Source organism: Pseudonocardia sp. (assembly GCF_050250275.1).
GTDB lineage: Bacteria > Actinomycetota > Actinomycetes > Mycobacteriales > Pseudonocardiaceae > Pseudonocardia.
Genome location: NZ_JBFWOY010000026.1, coordinates 1 through 15,719 on the forward strand (window position 1 = coordinate 1; position 15,719 = coordinate 15,719).

General features: G+C 72.9%; 15 protein-coding genes. 2 read left to right on the plus strand and 13 right to left on the minus strand.

Translation table 11 applies throughout. The features are described 5' to 3' along the window. Positions 1-439: 439 nt before the first annotated feature. From tyrS to argC, 12 genes are all read right to left on the minus strand, one after another. A complete protein-coding gene (gene tyrS / locus AB7F12_RS22045) occupies positions 440-1,720 on the minus strand; it encodes a tyrosine--tRNA ligase (protein ID WP_428501748.1) in 1,281 nt (426 codons plus the stop codon). Positions 1,721-1,797: 77 nt separating this feature from the next. Beyond that, the gene (locus AB7F12_RS22050; protein ID WP_428501749.1) at positions 1,798-2,811 is read right to left on the minus strand and encodes an ABC transporter substrate-binding protein; all 1,014 of its coding nucleotides are present in this window, start codon (positions 2,809-2,811) and stop codon (positions 1,798-1,800) included. Between the two features lie 20 nt (positions 2,812-2,831). Beyond that, positions 2,832-3,461, minus strand: coding sequence for a DNA-3-methyladenine glycosylase (locus AB7F12_RS22055; protein WP_428501750.1), 630 nt, complete (start codon positions 3,459-3,461; stop codon positions 2,832-2,834). A 74-nt stretch (positions 3,462-3,535) separates the two neighbouring features. Further along, on the minus strand, positions 3,536-4,765 hold the full coding sequence (locus tag AB7F12_RS22060) for an aminotransferase class I/II-fold pyridoxal phosphate-dependent enzyme (protein WP_428501751.1): 1,230 nt from the start codon (positions 4,763-4,765) through the stop codon (positions 3,536-3,538). After that, positions 4,762-6,159 (minus strand): argininosuccinate lyase, encoded by a 1,398-nt coding sequence (gene argH, locus AB7F12_RS22065; protein ID WP_428501752.1) that lies wholly within the window; start codon positions 6,157-6,159, stop codon positions 4,762-4,764. Before argH ends, AB7F12_RS22060 begins: the two co-directional genes overlap by 4 nt. Next, on the minus strand, positions 6,159-7,601 hold the full coding sequence (argG, locus tag AB7F12_RS22070) for an argininosuccinate synthase (protein ID WP_428501753.1): 1,443 nt from the start codon (positions 7,599-7,601) through the stop codon (positions 6,159-6,161). The genes argH and argG overlap by 1 nt, the downstream gene beginning before the upstream one ends. 79 nt (positions 7,602-7,680) lie before the next feature. After that, positions 7,681-8,169, minus strand: a complete 489-nt coding sequence (locus tag AB7F12_RS22075; RefSeq protein ID WP_428501754.1) for an arginine repressor — start codon at positions 8,167-8,169, stop codon at positions 7,681-7,683. Then, complete coding sequence (gene argF / locus AB7F12_RS22080; protein WP_428501755.1) at positions 8,166-9,104, minus strand: ornithine carbamoyltransferase; 939 nt, start codon at positions 9,102-9,104, stop codon at positions 8,166-8,168. The genes AB7F12_RS22075 and argF overlap by 4 nt, the downstream gene beginning before the upstream one ends. After that, positions 9,101-10,240, minus strand: a complete 1,140-nt coding sequence (locus AB7F12_RS22085; RefSeq protein WP_428501763.1) for an acetylornithine transaminase — start codon at positions 10,238-10,240, stop codon at positions 9,101-9,103. The genes argF and AB7F12_RS22085 overlap by 4 nt, the downstream gene beginning before the upstream one ends. Before the next feature lie 109 nt (positions 10,241-10,349). Then, a complete protein-coding gene (gene argB / locus AB7F12_RS22090; protein WP_428501756.1) occupies positions 10,350-11,267 on the minus strand; it encodes an acetylglutamate kinase in 918 nt (305 codons plus the stop codon). Further along, a complete protein-coding gene (argJ, locus tag AB7F12_RS22095) occupies positions 11,251-12,411 on the minus strand; it encodes a bifunctional glutamate N-acetyltransferase/amino-acid acetyltransferase ArgJ (RefSeq protein WP_428501757.1) in 1,161 nt (386 codons plus the stop codon). Before argJ ends, argB begins: the two co-directional genes overlap by 17 nt. Positions 12,412-12,444: 33 nt before the next feature. Then, positions 12,445-13,497 (minus strand): N-acetyl-gamma-glutamyl-phosphate reductase, encoded by a 1,053-nt coding sequence (gene argC / locus AB7F12_RS22100; RefSeq protein ID WP_428501758.1) that lies wholly within the window; start codon positions 13,495-13,497, stop codon positions 12,445-12,447. Between the two features lie 9 nt (positions 13,498-13,506). Between argC and AB7F12_RS22105 the strand changes: the two genes are divergently transcribed. Together AB7F12_RS22105 and AB7F12_RS22110 are read left to right on the plus strand one after the other, a co-directional pair. Next, positions 13,507-14,235, plus strand: a complete 729-nt coding sequence (locus AB7F12_RS22105; protein ID WP_428501759.1) for a DNA alkylation repair protein — start codon at positions 13,507-13,509, stop codon at positions 14,233-14,235. 46 nt (positions 14,236-14,281) lie between these two features. Continuing rightward, positions 14,282-15,007 carry a TMEM175 family protein gene (locus tag AB7F12_RS22110; RefSeq protein WP_428501760.1) on the plus strand — a complete coding sequence of 242 codons (726 nt, stop codon included), beginning with the start codon at positions 14,282-14,284 and terminating at the stop codon, positions 15,005-15,007. Between the two features lie 10 nt (positions 15,008-15,017). Here the strand turns inward: AB7F12_RS22110 and AB7F12_RS22115 are convergent, their stop codons facing one another. Further along, positions 15,018-15,686 (minus strand): DsbA family oxidoreductase, encoded by a 669-nt coding sequence (locus AB7F12_RS22115; protein WP_428501761.1) that lies wholly within the window; start codon positions 15,684-15,686, stop codon positions 15,018-15,020. Between the last annotated feature and the right edge of the window lie 33 nt (positions 15,687-15,719).

Below are 15,719 nucleotides of genomic sequence, written 5' to 3' on the forward strand. Positions count from 1 at the left end.
AACAAAACCCTGACAAACAAACTGGCACCCACACCCGGACGGGATCCGAAATGCGAGCACAAAACAAACTGGCACAAACCGCCAATTCAAAAACAAGCTCGACACACTGTTGAGTTCTCAAAAGACATCCGCGCACCATGATCACCGCTGACGCGGTAGATGTCCGGGGCTGTTCTGTCAGTTTGCCACACGGACCATGTCCGGAGCAACTTTCTTATGCTACGTGGTCCGAGTCGCGGAGTCAAGCTCCGCCTGTCCCACGCCCGCCAGGCCGACACCGAGGTGCTCGTCCTTGACGGAGGTTTGTCGCCGTTGTGGGGGCTGACTCTGGGCCGGTGAACCGTCCCGGTCTGTCGTGCTGCCCGCTGGCGACTTGGAGAAAGTTACACGAGGCGAAACCCGCCGTTTCACGGGGGGTCCCTTTTAGCGTTTCCGCAGGTCAGCGGGCTGCAGCGCGCGCGCCGGCCAGATTGCGCTTCCCGCGGCGCAGGACGAGCCAGCCGCCGGCGAGGAGGTCGGTCGCGCGCGGCGTCCACTCCTCGTCGGTCACCTTCGCGTTGTTCACGTAGGCGCCGCCCTCCTTCACCGCGCGCCGCGCGGCCGACCGGCTCTCGGCCAACCCGCTGTCGCACAACAGGTCGAGGATCGTCGGCGGCGCGTCGAGGCCGAAGTCGGCCGTCGGGACCTCGGCCATGGCGGCGTCGAGGGTCGAGGCGTCGAGACCGGTCAGCTCGCCCCGGCCGAAGAGCGCCTGGCTCGCCGCGACCACCTGGTGGGTGTGGTGCTCGCCGTGGACGAGCGTCGTGAGTTCCTCGGCGAGGCGTCGCTGGCCGGCGCGCAGGTGCGGTCGTTCGGCGACGTCGCGGTCGAGCTCGGCGATCTCGTCCTGGCCGAGGAACGTGAACAGCCGCAGGTACTTCCCCACGTCGGCGTCGGCGACGTTCACGAAGTACTGGTACCAGGCGTACGGCGAGGTCATCGCCGGGTCGAGCCAGATGTTGCCGCCCCCGGTGGACTTCCCGAACTTGCGCCCCGACGAGTCGGTCACCAGGGGCGTGGTCAGCGCGTGCGCCGATCCCCCCTCGACCCGGCGGATCAGCTCCACCCCGCCGACGATGTTGCCCCACTGGTCGGAGCCACCGATCTGGAGGCGGCAGCCCTGCTCGCGGTAGAGCCGCAGGTAGTCCTGCGACTGCAGGAGCAGGTAGGAGAACTCCGTGTACGACATCCCCTCCCCCTCGAGGCGGCGCTTGACCGTCTCGCGGGCGAGCATGACGTTGACCGAGAAGTGCTTGCCGACGTCGCGTAGGAACTCCAGCACCGACTGCGGTCCGGTCCAGTCCAGGTTGTCGACGATCGTCGCTCCCGTGGGCGAGTCGTCGAACTCCACGAACCGCTCCAGCTGGCCGCGGATCCGGCCCGCCCAGTCGGCGACGACATCGGCGGTGTTGAGTGTGCGTTCCCCCTGGTCGCGGGGGTCGCCGATCATCCCCGTCGCGCCGCCTGCCAGCACGATGGGCCGGGCACCGGCCTGCTGGAAGCGGCGCAGCGTGAGCAGGGGCACGAGGTTGCCGGCGTGCAGGCTCGGTGCCGTCGGGTCGAACCCGCAGTAGAGCGTCAACGGGTCGGGTCCGGACAGGTCCGTGCGCAGGGCGTCGCGGTCGGTCGTCTGCGCGATCAGGCCGCGCCAGTCCAGCTCGTCGAGGATGTGCGTGCTCACATCGTCGATCCTCCCGGTGACACGCCGGTGCCCGGCCGCCGGGGTCGGCAGTCGGGCACCGGTGGTGGGTCGTGTGGTCAGCCGGCCTTCCGGGCGAGCTCGGCGGGGAGGGTGTCGAGGACCGACGGCAGGCTCAGCACGCTGCTGAACGACAGGGCGGCGGACTCGTCGTCGTCGAGGACGAGGAACGTGCCCTCACGCACCGACTCGAGGTCGGCGTAGCCGGGCTGCGACTCGAACGCCGTGCGCTCATCCGCGGAGGCCGTGATCAGCACGACGAGATCGGCCTGGTCGAGCTGGGACAGCTGCTCGCTGCTGATCGTGGCGTAGAACTTGTCGCCGGCGAGGGTGTCGAACGCGGCCGGCGTGGTCAGGCCGAGGGCCTCCAGGAACCGGACGCGCAGGTCCTGCGAGCCCCAGACGAAGAACTCGGCGCTGCTGGTGCTCGGGCGGACCGCGGCGACCGACTTACCGGCGAGCGCCGGGTACTGCTGCCTGACCTGCGCGAAGCGGGCCTCGAGGTCGGCGACGAGCGCGTCGGCCTCCGCGGAGCGGCCCAGCGCCTGGCCGGTCAGCCTGGTGGCGTCCTGCCACGGGGTGCCGTAGTCGACGAAGCCCGAGGGTGCCGCGATCGTCGGCGCGATCTTCGAGTAGGTGTCGTAGGTCTCCTGGGTCAGACCCGCGGAGATGCCGACGATGAGGTCGGGGCGCAGGGCCGCGATCGCCTCCGTCGAGACGTCGCCGACGGGCAGGACCGTCGCGGTCCGGCCGTCGAGCTTCGGCTGGGCCCACGGCCAGGTGGCCGACGGCTGGTTGCCGGTGAACTCACGGATCCCGACGGGCACCACGCCGAGCGCGAGGATCGCGTCCTGGTCGGTGTAGCCGAGGGAGACGACGCGCTGCGGGGCGGCGGGGACGGTCGTCGAGCCGAACTTGTGGGTGACCGTCGCGGGGAACGCGCCGCCGGCCGACGGCGCGGAGGAGCCGTCCGGGGAGCCGGAGCCACACGCGGCCAGGACGAGCAGTGCGACCAGCGAGGCGGCCACGGCGGACAGACGAAGTGCGCGCATGCGCAGGAATCGGACGATCACGCAAGATAGGTTAGGCTGTCCTACTGTGACCGTCCAGGCGTGGTTGCGTGACGGTCGCGAACGCGTCCCGGCCGGTACGGACTGACCGCATGCGACCCGCTGTCCCAGAATCGCCACGGCAGGTCGGCCGCTGCCGCGACCCCGACTCGCGGTCCCCTGGCCACCCGCGCCACCGGCACCCGCGCCCCCCTGAGCAACCGCACGGGCGACGCCGCGTCGGTCACGTCGATCCCGTTGTGCTCCTTGCGCAGACCCATCAAGGACGCGAGCCGGGCCGGGCCACGGGCGAGGTCGTCGTCGCGCCGGGCGGTGGGGCGGCGGGTACGGGCCACCCCGAGGTCGGACACGACCTCCCCCGCGCGCAGCAGCACCGCGCCCGCCTCCCCGTCGGGCAGGCAGCTCACGTTGGCGCAGAAGTGCATCCCGTAGACGAAGTACACGTACAGGTGCCCGGCCGGCCCGAACATGACGGCGTTGCGCGGCGTGCGGCCGCGGAAGCTGTGCGACGCGGGGTCGTCGGCGGCCCGGTATGCCTCGACCTCGACGATCCGCGCGGCGACGAGCCCGTCCGGGGTGTCGGCCTCCAGCACCGTGCCGAGCAGCCGGGGCGCCACGGTGAGGACGTCGAGGGTGAGCTCGGCACGGGTCACCGGCGCTGCCGGGCCGAGAGGTGCGGACGTCGCCCCGGTGCGCGCACCGGGACGACGTCCGCCGTGCGACACGATCAGGCGCCCGCGCGAGCCAGCGCCAGCCGCACACACGTGACGACGCCGGCCATCGCGGCCTCGACGTCGGCGAGCGGCGGCAGGGTCGGGGCGAGGCGGATGAGCGCGTCCTGCGGGTCCTTGCTGTAGGGGTGGGTCGCACCGGCCGGGGTCAGCACGATCCCGGCGTCCTTGGCGAGCGACACGACCTGCGAGGCCAGCCCGTCGGGCACGGTCAGCGCCACGAAGTAGCCGCCCCTGGGCGTCGTCCAGCTGACCCCGGGGGTGTCGGCGAACGCCTCGGCGAGCAGCTTCTCGACGACGGCGAACTTCGGGGCGATCAGCGCCCGGTGCGCGGCCATGTGGGCCCGCAGGCCGTCGCCGTCGCGCAGGAACAGGGCGTGGCGGCGCTGGTTGACCTTATCCGGCCCGATGGTGCGCTTCTCGGTGAGCTTCAGCCACCAGGCGACGTTGGCCGCGGACGCCCCGAGGAACGCCACGCCCGCGCCGGCGAGCGTGATCTTCGACGTCGACCCGAACACGAACGGCCGGTCGGGGTTGCCCGCCTCGGCCGCGAGCGCGAGGACGTCGGCGAGCTCGGGCTCCTGCTCGGTCAGGTGGTGCACCGAGTAGGCGTTGTCCCACATGATCCGGAAGTCCGGCGCGGCCGTCGGCATCGCGGCGAGGCGGCGGACGACCTCGTCGGAGTAGACGACGCCGTCGGGGTTGGAGTACTTCGGCACGCACCAGATGCCCTTGATCGACGGGTCGTCGGCGACGAGCCGCTCGACCTCGTCCATGTCGGGGCCGTCGGCGGTCATCGGCACGCTGACCAGGTCGATCCCGAGGCGCTCGCAGACGGCGAAGTGCCGGTCGTAGCCGGGGACGGGCGCGAGGAACGCGACCCGGCCGGCGTCGGCCCACCGCACGGGCGCACCCGGCAGCGGGGAGAGCAGCGCGTGGACGAGCGTGTCGTGCATCAGCTCGAGGCTCGAGTTGTTGCCCGCGATCAGCTGCGCGACGGGGACCTGCAGGAACGGCGCGAACAGCTCGCGCAGCTCCGCGAGGCCCTGGACGTTGCCGTAGTTGCGGGTGTCGGAGCCGTCGGCGGCGCGGGCCAGCTCGGAACCGGGCAGGTCGAGCATCGGCGCGGCGAGGTCGAGCTGTGCCGCCGACGGCTTGCCGCGGGTGAGGTCCAGCTTCAGGCCTGCGGCCCGGAGGTCCTCGTAGTCCTGCTGCGGGTCACTCATCGTGCCAACCATTCCCTCGAGTCGGTGACGGCCGTGCGCAGGCCGTCGAGCTGTTCGGCGACGCGAACGCCTGCGGTGCCTCCGCGGGCGTCGCGCGACGCTATGGAGCCTGCCACCGTCAGCACCTCGCGGACCTGCGGGGTCAGCGCGGGGTGGACGGCGGCGAGCTCGTCGTCGGTGAGGTCCTCCAGGCCGGCGCCGCGGGCCTCGGCGGCGCGGACGCAGCCGCCCGCGGCCTCGTGGGCGACGCGGAACGGCACACCCTGGCGGACGAGCCACTCGGCGACGTCGGTGGCCAGGGTGAACCCGGCCGGGGCCAGCTCGGCGAGCCGGTCGGTGTGGAAGACGAGCGTCGCGACCATGCCGGCGACCGCGGGCAGGAGCAGGTCGAGCTGCTCGACGGAGTCGAACAGCGGCTCCTTGTCCTCCTGCAGGTCGCGGTTGTAGGCCAGCGGCAGGCCCTTGAGCGTGGCCAGCAGCCCGGCGAGGTTGCCGATGAGCCGACCGGCCTTGCCGCGGGCCAGCTCCGCGACGTCGGGGTTCTTCTTCTGCGGCATGATCGAGCTGCCGGTGGAGTAGGCGTCGTCGAGGGTGACGTAGGAGAACTCGGCCGTCGCCCAGACGATGACCTCCTCGGCGATCCGGGACAGGTCGACCGCGACCATGGCCAGCACGAACGCGGCCTCGGCGGCGAAGTCGCGCGACGCGGTGCCGTCGATGGAGTTGGCCGCGCTGCCGGTGAAGCCGAGCTCGGCGGCGACGGCCTCGGGGTCGAGCCCGAGCGACGAGCCCGCGAGCGCGCCCGACCCGTACGGCGAGACGGCGGTACGGCGGTCCCAGTCGCGCAGCCGGTCGACGTCGCGCAGCAGCGCGTGCGCGTGCGCGGCCAGGTGGTGGCCGAGCAGGACGGGCTGGGCGTGCTGCAGGTGCGTGCGGCCGGGCATCGGGGCGTCGGCGTGCGCGGTGGCCTGGTCGACGAGCGCGTCGACGACGTCGAGCACACCGGCGGCGACCCGGCGGGCGGCGTCGCGCAGCCACATCCGGAACAGCGTCGCCACCTGGTCGTTGCGGGACCGGCCGGCGCGCAGCTTGCCGCCCAGGTCGGGGCCGGCGCGCTCGATCAGGCCGCGCTCCAGCGCCGAGTGGACGTCCTCGTCGTCGGGCGCGGGGCCGAACACCCCGGTGTCGACGTCGGAGGCCAGCTTGGTGAGCGCGTCGAGCATGCCGGCGAGCTCGTCGTCGGTGAGCAGGTCCGCGCCGTGCAGCACCCGCGCGTGCGCCATCGACGCCCGCAGGTCGTAGGGGGCCAGGCGCCAGTCGAACTGCGTGGACTTGCTCAGGGCGGCCAACGCGTCGGCCGGCCCGCCCTCGAAGCGGCCACCCCACAGGGCCATCAGTCGGTCCCCGCTTCCAGCGCCGCCTCGTCGAGGGACCGCTCGGCCTCGGGCTCGACGGTGTCGGTGGCGTCGTTGTCGGTCGCGATCGAGTCGAAACCGCCCGCGGGCAGCTCGCCGAACAGGGTGCCGTGCTCGACGAGCACCGTGCCCTGGTTGTGCGGCTGACCGGCGTAGGCCTCCAGCTTGGCGCGGGAGTCGGCGATGTCGAGGTTGCGCATCGTGAGCTGGCCGATCCGGTCGGTCGGCCCGAACGCCGCGTTCTCGACGCGCTCCATGGACAGCCGCTCCGGGTGGTAGGAGAAGCCCTCGCCCTGGGTGTCGATGATCGAGTAGTCGTCGCCGCGGCGCAGCCGCAGCGTCACGGTGCCCGTGACCAGCGAGGCGATCCAGCGCTGCACCGACTCGCGCACCATCAGCGCCTGCGGGTCGAGCCAGCGGCCCTCGTAGAGCAGCCGGCCCAGCTTGCGCCCCTCGTTGTGGTAGTTCGCGACCGTGTCCTCGTTGTGGATCGCGTTGACCAGGCGCTCGTAGGCGATGAACAGCAGCGCCATGCCGGGCGCCTCGTAGATGCCGCGGGACTTGGCCTCGATGATGCGGTTCTCGATCTGGTCGGACATGCCCAGTCCGTGGCGGCCGCCGATCGCGTTGGCCTCCAGGACCAGGGCGACGTCGTCGGCGAAGCGCTTGCCGTTGATCGCGACCGGGTAGCCCGCCTCGAAGGTGACCGAGACGTCCTCGGTGCCGATCTCGACCGACGGGTCCCAGAACTTGACGCCCATGATCGGCTCGACGGTCTCCAGCGACACGTCGAGGTGCTCCAGGGTCTTGGCCTCGTGCGTGGCCCCCCAGATGTTGGCGTCGGTCGAGTACGCCTTCTCGGCGGAGTCGCGGTAGGGCAGGTCGTGCGCGGTGAGCCAGCGGCTCATCTCGTCGCGCCCGCCGAGCTCCTCGACGAAGTCGGCGTCGAGCCACGGCTTGTAGATGCGCAGCTCGGGGTTGGCCAGCAGCCCGTAGCGGTAGAACCGCTCGATGTCGTTGCCCTTGAAGGTCGAGCCGTCACCCCAGATGTTGACGTCGTCGGCCTGCATCGCGCGCACCAGCAGCGTTCCGGTGACCGCGCGGCCCAGCGGGGTGGTGTTGAAGTAGGTGCGCCCACCGGAGCGGATGTGGAACGCCCCGCACGCGAGCGCCGCGAGGCCCTCCGCGACCAGCTGCGGCTTGATGTCGACGGCGCGGGCGATCTCGGCGCCGTACTGCTTCGCGCGGGCCGGGACCCCGGAGATGTCGAGCTCGTCGTACTGGCCGAGGTCGGCGGTGTACGTGCAGGGGATCCCGCCCTTGTCGCGCATCCAGGCGACCGCCACGGACGTGTCGAGCCCCCCGGAGAAGGCGATGCCGATGCGCTCTCCCACGGGGAGGGAGGTCAGGACCTTGCTCACGGGTTGGTGCTCCTTGTCGAGTTCTCGCGGTCGGGGTCTCGCGCAGGTCGGGGGTCGCGCGCGACCCCGGTGGTACGGGTCAGAGCTCGCGCAGCCGCGCGACGAGCTCGGCGCCGGTGAGCGGCTCGCGGGCCACCACCAGCAGAGTGTCGTCGCCCGCGATCGTGCCGACGACATCGCCCAGCGCCGCGCGGTCGAGTGCGCTCGCAAGGTACTGGGCGGCGCCCGGCGGGGTGCGCAGCACCGCAAGGTTGCCACTCGCGTCGGCGGACACGAGCACCTCCCCCAGCAACCGGGCCAGCCGCGCCGTGCCGCCCTCGACACCGCGCACGGGGCTCCCGTCGTCGGGGATGACGTAGGTCGCCGCGCCGCCGTCGACGCCGCGAAGCTTGACGGCGCCCAGCTCGTCGAGGTCGCGCGACAGCGTCGCCTGCGTCGTGGCGATGCCGTCGTCCTCCAGCAGCCCGAGCAGCTCGGTCTGGCTGTGCACGGCCCGGTCGCGGATGAGCTCGGCGATCCGGGCCTGCCTGGCAGGCCGCGACACGGCGCCGCTGCGCGCGGCCGTCATCGCGGCGCCTGCTCCGATCGCTGCAGCAGCCAGGTGAGCAGCGCCTTCTGGGCGTGCAGCCGGTTCTCGGCCTCGTCCCACACCGCCGAGGCCGGGCCGTCGAGCACCTCGTCGGTGATCTCGTCGCCACGGTGCGCGGGCAGGCAGTGCAGGACGATCGCGTCCGCGGCCCCGCGCGCGAGTAGCTGCGGGTCGAGCCGCATCGCGCGGAACGGCGCGGCCCGGTCGAGGCCGTCGTTCTCCTGGCCCATCGACACCCAGGTGTCGGTGACCAGGACGTCGGCGCCGTCGGCCGCGGCGTGCGGGTCGGCGACGACGTCGACGCTGGCGCCGGTGTCGGCCGCGCGCGCCTTGGCGTCGGCGAGGAACTGCGGGTTCGGCGCGAAGCCCTGCGGCGCGCAGACGCGCACGTGCAGGCCGGCCGTCGCGCCGCCCAGCAACAACGAGTGCGCCATGTTGTTGGCGCCGTCGCCGAAGTAGGTCAGCGTGAGCCCGGCGAGGCGGCCCTTGCGCTCGCGGATCGTCTGCAGGTCGGCGAGGACCTGGCAGGGGTGGAACTCGTCGGTCAGCGCGTTGACGACGGGGACGCTCGCCGCGGCGGCCATCTCCTCGATGCGGGTCTGCGCGCCGGTCCGCCACACGACGGCGTCGACGTAGCGCGACAGGACGCGGGCGGTGTCGGAGATCGTCTCCCCGCGGCCCAGCTGGCTGGAGCCCGCGTCCATGATCAGCGGGTTGCCGCCGAGCTCGGCGATGCCGACCTCGAACGACACCCGGGTCCGGGTCGAGGACTTGTCGAAGATCACCGCGACCGACCGCGGACCGGCGAGGGGCCTGTGGCCGAAGCGGTCGGCCTTCATCACGTCGGCGAGGTCGAGGACCTCCCGCTGCTCGTCGGGGGTGAGGTCGTCGTCGCGCAGCAGGTGCCGGATCACGGGGTCACCCCGTCGAGGAGCGACGGCAGCGCCGCCACGAACTCGCCCGCCTGGGCCTCGGTGAGCACGAGCGGCGGGGCGAGCCGGACCCGGTCGGGCACGGCGTTGTTGACGAGGAACCCGGCGTCGCGGGCCGCGTTCGCGACGTCGGCCGAGACCGGGGCCGTGAGCGCGATGCCGACGAGCAGCCCGGCGGCGTCGACGTGGTCGACCAGCGGGTGGCCCAGCCCTTCGACGCCGCTGACGATCTCCTTCCCGACACGGGTGACGTGCTCGAGCAGGCCGTCGGACTCGATGGTCGTGAGGACCGCCATGGCGGCGGCGCAGCTGACCGGGTTGCCGCCGAACGTCGTGCCGTGGTGGCCGGGTTCGAGCAGCTCGGCGGCCGCGCCGATGCCGATGCAGGCACCGATCGGCAGCCCGCCGCCGAGACCCTTCGCGAGCGTCACGACGTCGGGGACGATCCCGAGCGGCTGGTGGGCGAACCAGGCGCCGGTGCGCCCGATGCCCGTCTGCACCTCGTCGAGGATCAGCAGCGCACCCCGCTCGGCGGTGATCTCCCGCGCCGCCCGCAGGTAGCCCTCGGCCGGGATGATCACGCCGGCCTCGCCCATGATCGGTTCGAGGATCACGGCGGCGGTGTCGGCGTCCACGGCCACGTCGAGGGCGTCGACGTCGCCGTAGGGGATGTGGGAGACACCCGGGACGAGCGGCTCGAACGGCGCCCGCTTGGCGGGCTGGCCGGTGAGCGCGAGCGAGCCCATCGTGCGGCCGTGGAACGCGTTCTCCGCGGCGACGACGTGGGGCCGCCCGGTGCGGCGCGCGATCTTGAACGCGGCCTCGTTGGCCTCGGCGCCGGAGTTGCCGAACAGCACCCGCGCGCCGGGGACGGCGAGCAGCTCGACGAGCTTCTCCGCCAGGGCGAGCGCCGGCTCGTTGACGTAGAGGTTCGACGTGTGGCCCAGCGTCGAGACCTGGCGGGTGACCGCCTCGACGACGGCCGGGTGGGCGTGGCCGAGTGCGTTGACGGCGATGCCGCCCAACAGGTCCAGGTAGCGTCGGCCGTCGGCGTCCCAGACCTCGGCGCCACTGCCGCGCACGAGCGCGAGCGGCGGGGTGCCGTAGTTGTTCATCATCGTCGCCTGCCACCGCGACGCGTAGGACTCGCTCACCGCACTCCCTCGCTGACGCTCGGTCGGCGCTGCGCGCACACGCTGTGCCGTTGATTCGCTCGCTGCCGCTCGCTCATGGGATCACCATCGTTCCGACTCCATCGGACGTGAACACCTCGAGCAGTACCGAGTGCGGTACCCGCCCGTCGATCACGTGTGCCTGGCCGACCCCGTCGCGCACCGCCCGCAGGCAGGCCTCCATCTTCGGCGCCATCCCGCTCTCCAGCGACGGGAGCATGGGCTCCAGCTGGTCGGCGGTGAGCTCGCTGATGATCGAGTCGGGGTCGGGGTAGTTCTCGTAGAGCCCTTCGACGTCGGTGAGCACCACGAGCTTCGCGGCGTCGAGTGCACCGGCGAGCGCCGCGGCGGCGCTGTCGGCGTTGATGTTGTAGACCTGCCCGTCGACGTCGGGCGCGACGCCCGCGACGACGGGGATGCGCCCGGCGGCGACGATGTCGAGCACCGCGTCCGGGTTGACCCGCACGACGTCGCCGACGAGGCCGATGTCGACCTCCTCACCGCCGACGAGCGCGGTGCGCTTCTCCGCGGTGAACAGCCCCGCGTCCTCCCCGGACAGGCCGACCGCATAGGGGCCGTGCTGGTTGATCAGCCCGACGAGCTCGCGCCCGACCTGGCCGACGAGCACCATGCGCACGACGTCGACGGTCTCGGGCGTGGTCACCCGCAGCCCGCCGCGGAACTCGCCGGGCAGCCCGAGCCGGGCGAGCATCGCGCTGATCTGGGGTCCGCCGCCGTGGACGACGACGGGGTGGATGCCGGCGAGGCGCAGGAACACCATGTCCTGGGCGAAGGCCTGCTTGAGCTCCTCGTCGATCATCGCGTTGCCGCCGTACTTGACGACGACGATCTTGCCGTGGAACCGCTGCAGCCACGGCAGCGCCTCGGCGAGGACCCCGGCCTTCTCCCCGGCGTGTTCGAGCCGTGCGGCAGCCGCGCTGCGGCGGGTACCGGCCTCAGGAGGGGTAGGCACTGTTCTCCTCGACGTAGGCGTGCGAGAGGTCGGTGGTGAGGATCTCGGCGGCGCCGTCGGCCAGGCCCAGCGCGATGTCGACGACGATGTCCGCACCGGACAGGTCGGCGTCGGTGCGCCCGCCCGCGGCGACGCCGCCCTTGCACAGCAGCGTGCCGTTGATCGTGATGTCGATGCGGTCGGGGTCGACGTGGGCGTCGGAGTAGCCGACGGCGGCGGCGACGCGGCCCCAGTTTCCGTCGGAGCCGAACAGGGCGGTCTTGACCAGCGAGTCGCGGGCGACGGTGCGGGCGACGGTGACGGCCTCCTCCTCGGTGCGGGCGCCGGTGACGCGCACCAGGATCCGCTTGGTGACGCCCTCGGCGTCGGCCTGCATCTGCCGGGCGAGGTCGCGGCAGACCTCGGTGACCGCCGCGGTGAGCGCGGCCTCGTCGGCCCGGACCCCGGACGCGCCGGAGGCGAGCAGCAGGACGGTGTCGTTGGTCGACATCGAGCCGTCGACGTCGAGGCGGTCGAAGCTGACCCGGACGGCGGCCCGCAGCACGTCCTGCAGGCAGGCGGGGTCGACGAGGGCGTCGGTGGTGACGACGGACAGCATCGTCGCCATCGACGGGGCGATCATCCCGGCGCCCTTGGTGAGCCCGCCGACGCTCCAGCCCGCCGGGTCGGTGTGGGCGGCCTGCTTGGCGACGGTGTCGGTCGTCATGATCGCGGAGGCGGCGGCCAGAGCGGCGGCCTCGGTCGCCGCCAGGGCACCGGCGGCCTTCTCGACGCCCGCGAGCACCGTGTCGCGGGGCAGCTGCCTGCCGATGAGCCCGGTCGAGCAGACGGCGACCTCGATCGCGCCGCAGCCCAGGACCTCGGCGGCCTTCTCCGCGGTGGCGTGTGCGACCTGGAAGCCCTCGGGGCCGGTGCAGGCGTTGGCGCCGCCGGAGTTGAGGACGACGGCGGTGAGCGTGCCCGTCGTCAGGACCTGCTCCGACCACAGGACGGGCGCGGCCTTGACCTTGTTGCGGGTGAAGACGCCCGCGGCGTGGTGGTCGGGGCCGTCGTTGACGACGAGGGCGAGGTCGAGCCGCTCGTCGGACTTGATGCCCGAGGCGACGCCCGCGGCCCGGAAGCCCTTCGGGGTGGTGACGGTCATGTCTGGTCCTTCACGTTCAGGGAGCGACCGGGATCAGGGAGCGACGCCGGTGAGCGGCAGGCCGGCCGTCTCCGGCAGGCCGAGGGCGATGTTCATGCACTGCACGGCCGCACCGGCGGTGCCCTTCGCCAGGTTGTCGACCGCGCCGACGACGACGACCCGGCGGGCGTCGGCATCGACGGCAACCTGCAGGGCGACGACGTTCGACCCGAGCACCGCGCCCGTCGTGGGCCACTGGCCCGCGGGCAGCAGGTGCACGAACGGCTCGTCGGCGTAGGCCTTCTCGTAGACCTCGCGGACGGCCTCGGCGGCGCCCGCCGCGTCGCCCGCGAGCGGGGCGGAGCAGGAGGCGAGGATGCCGCGCGGCAGCGGCGCGAGGACCGGGGTGAAGCTCACCGAGACCGGGCCGCCGCACGCCGCGGACAGGTTCTGCATGATCTCCGGGGTGTGGCGGTGCACGCCGCCGACGCCGTAGGCCGACAGCGATCCCATGACCTCGGCGCCGAGCAGGTGCGGCTTGAGCGACTTGCCCGCGCCGGAGGTGCCGGTGACCGCGGTGATCACGACGTCGGGCTCGACCAGCCCCGCGACCAGCGCGGGCACGAGCGCGAGGCTCGACACCGTCGGGTAGCAGCCGGGGACGGCGACGCGCCGGGTGCCCTGCAGCGCGTCGCGGCCGCCGGGCAGCTCGGGCAGGCCGTAGGGCCAGTGCCCGGCGTGCTCGCCGCCGTACCAGCGGTCCCAGGCGTCGGAGTCGGCGAGCCGGTGGTCGGCCCCGCAGTCGACGACGAGCGTGTCGTCGCCCAGTGCGGCGGCGACGGCCGCGGAGTGGCCGTGCGGGAGGGCGAGGAAGACGACGTCGTGGCCCGCGAGGGTGTCGGTCGTGGTCTCGGCGAGGACGCGGCCGGCCAGCGGCAGCAGGTGGGGCTGCAGCTCCCCCAGTCGCGCGCCGGCGTTGCCGCCCGCGGTGAGTGTGCCGATCTCGACGTCGGGGTGGGTGAGGAGCAGCCGGAGCAGCTCGCCTCCCGCGTACCCGCTCGCCCCTGCCACCGCTGCCCTGATCACGTGGATGATTATGCATACCATCGAATGGCGATGCAACGCGATTCGTCGGTACCCGGCCGTAGTGTGCGCCACGTGACGGATTCGGCAGCCGCCCTGGTCGCGGCCGCGCGCGCGGGACTCGCCGAACGGGGCGATCCCGCCGCGGCGGCGGACATGCAGCGGTACATGAAGTCGGAGCTGCCCTTCCACGGCGTGCCCGCCCCCGCCCGGGAGGCGCTGCTGCGGTCGCTGGTCCAGACGCACCCGCTCGCCGACGACGACGTCGGCGCGGCCGCCGACGCGCTGTGGGACGGCGCGTCCCGTCGCGAGGAGCGCTACCTGGCCACCGGGCTGGTCGGGCACCGCCGCTACGCGCGGCTCGTCGACCCCTCGTGGGTGCCGCGGCTGCGGCACTGGATCGTCACCGGCGCCTGGTGGGACCACGTCGACGAGATCGCGTCCCGGCGGATCGGGCCGCTGCTGCGCGCACACCCCGGCGAGCTGCGGCCCGTCGTCGTGGCCTGGTCCACCGACCCCGACCCGTGGCTGCGCCGCACCTCGATCATCTGCCAGCTGCAATCGCGGGCCGACACCGACCTCGACCTGCTCACCGAGGCGATCGAGGCCAGCATCGACGACCGGGACTTCTTCCTGCGCAAGGGGATCGGCTGGGCACTGCGCCAGCACGCCCGGACCGACCCGGGCTGGGTGCGCGCGTTCGTCGACAGCCATCCGCAGCTCTCGCCGCTGTCACGCAAGGAGGCGCTCAAGCACCTGTGAGCCGGTCCTACCGGACACGCGCCCGGGATCACTACGCTCCCGGCCCATGACGTCCGAGGGACCGGAGCGGCCCGCCGGGTCCGCCCCCTCCGAACGGCCCGCCCGTGATGGCGCGGTCGAGGGCTCCGACGGGGCCGAGGGGGCGGGCGAGATCGCCCGCGGCGCCGCCGAACGGCTCGCGTTCTTCTCCGACGCCGTCGTGGCCATCGCGATCACCCTGCTCGCGATCGAGCTCCCGGTCCCCGAGGGCAACTCCGACACCGAGTTGCTGCACAGCCTCGCCGCGGAATCGCTCAGCTACGTCACGTTCCTGATCAGCTTCGTCGTCATCGCCAGCCACTGGTCGGCACACCACCGGGTCTTCCGCTGGGTGGCGCGGGCCGACCGCGGGCTGGTGCTGCTGAACCTGGCCTGGCTGCTGCTCGTCGTGCTCACGCCGTGGCTCACCGAGGTCCTCCGCGAGGGCGACGAGCTCACCTGGGCCCGCTTCGGGATCTACGCGACCGCGCAGGCGCTGCTGCTGTCCCTGCTCGCACTCATGATCGCGCGGATGTCGGCGAAAGGCCTGTTCCTGGCCGGGACGCCGGCCTCGCTGCGCCGCCGCGGCTGGGCCGGCGCCGCGATCAACGGCATCGCCTTCCTCGTGTCGATCCCGCTGTTCCCCCTGCTGGGCCTGTGGACGTTCGCGGTGTGGATCGTCGTCCCGGCCGCGCTCACCACCCTCGCCCACCGCGTCGGGCTCGTCCCGCGCCGCGAACGCGAGCAGCGCTGACGCCGCCGCGTCACGCGCCGCCGCGGGCCTCCCACGCCGCGTCGAGGGCCCTGCCGAACAGCTCGACCGGCTGCGCACCCGACACCGCGTGCGTCCCCCCGAGGACGACGAACGGTACCCCCGTGACGCCCAGCTTCGCGGCACGGACGACGTCGGCGTCGATCTCCTCGTCGAACCCGCGGCCGTCGAGCACGTCGCGGGCGGCGTCGGCGTCCACGCCGACCTCGGCGGCCAGACCGGCCAGGGTGTCGTGGTCCCCGACGCGGGCGCCCTCGGTGAACTGTGCCCGGTAGAGCCGCACGAGCATCGCCGTCGACCGTTGCGACTCCCCCGCGAGGTGCACCATCCGGTGCGCGGCCCGCGTGTTGGCCATCAGCGCCCGGTCGAAGCGGTACTCGATGCCCAGCGCGGCGCCCTGCGCACGGATGCGGTCGTGCATCTCCTCGGCCTGCGGGCCGGCCGCGACGCCCTTGGCCGCCAGGTACTCCCCGACCGGGACCGCCGTGTCCGCGGGCAGGTCCGGGTCGAGCTGGAAGCTGCGGTGGCGGACCTGCACCGCGTCACCGTGGACGAAACCCGCGATCGCCCGGGCCAGCGCGGCATGCCCGAGGTAGCAGAACGGGCAGACGACGTCCGCCCAGACGTCGACCACCATCGGGGCGTCGTGATCACCTGCCATGTGCCCACCCTCGCAGAGCGGCGCCGGAACAAA

Bases quoted from the DNA above. Each gene is read 5' to 3' on its own strand.
- AB7F12_RS22085 (WP_428501763.1), bottom strand. From the start codon at position 10,240: ATGATGAACAACTACGGCACCCCGCCGCTCGCGCTCGTGCGCGGCAGT.
- argH (WP_428501752.1), bottom strand. From the start codon at position 6,159: ATGGCCCTGTGGGGTGGCCGCTTCGAGGGCGGGCCGGCCGACGCGTTG.
- AB7F12_RS22115 (WP_428501761.1), bottom strand. From the start codon at position 15,686: ATGGCAGGTGATCACGACGCCCCGATGGTGGTCGACGTCTGGGCGGAC.
- argC (WP_428501758.1), bottom strand. From the start codon at position 13,497: ATGGTATGCATAATCATCCACGTGATCAGGGCAGCGGTGGCAGGGGCG.
- AB7F12_RS22105 (WP_428501759.1), top strand. From the start codon at position 13,507: ATGCAACGCGATTCGTCGGTACCCGGCCGTAGTGTGCGCCACGTGACG.
- argJ (WP_428501757.1), bottom strand. From the start codon at position 12,411: ATGACCGTCACCACCCCGAAGGGCTTCCGGGCCGCGGGCGTCGCCTCG.
- AB7F12_RS22110 (WP_428501760.1), top strand. From the start codon at position 14,282: ATGACGTCCGAGGGACCGGAGCGGCCCGCCGGGTCCGCCCCCTCCGAA.
- AB7F12_RS22075 (WP_428501754.1), bottom strand. From the start codon at position 8,169: ATGACGGCCGCGCGCAGCGGCGCCGTGTCGCGGCCTGCCAGGCAGGCC.
- AB7F12_RS22060 (WP_428501751.1), bottom strand. From the start codon at position 4,765: ATGAGTGACCCGCAGCAGGACTACGAGGACCTCCGGGCCGCAGGCCTG.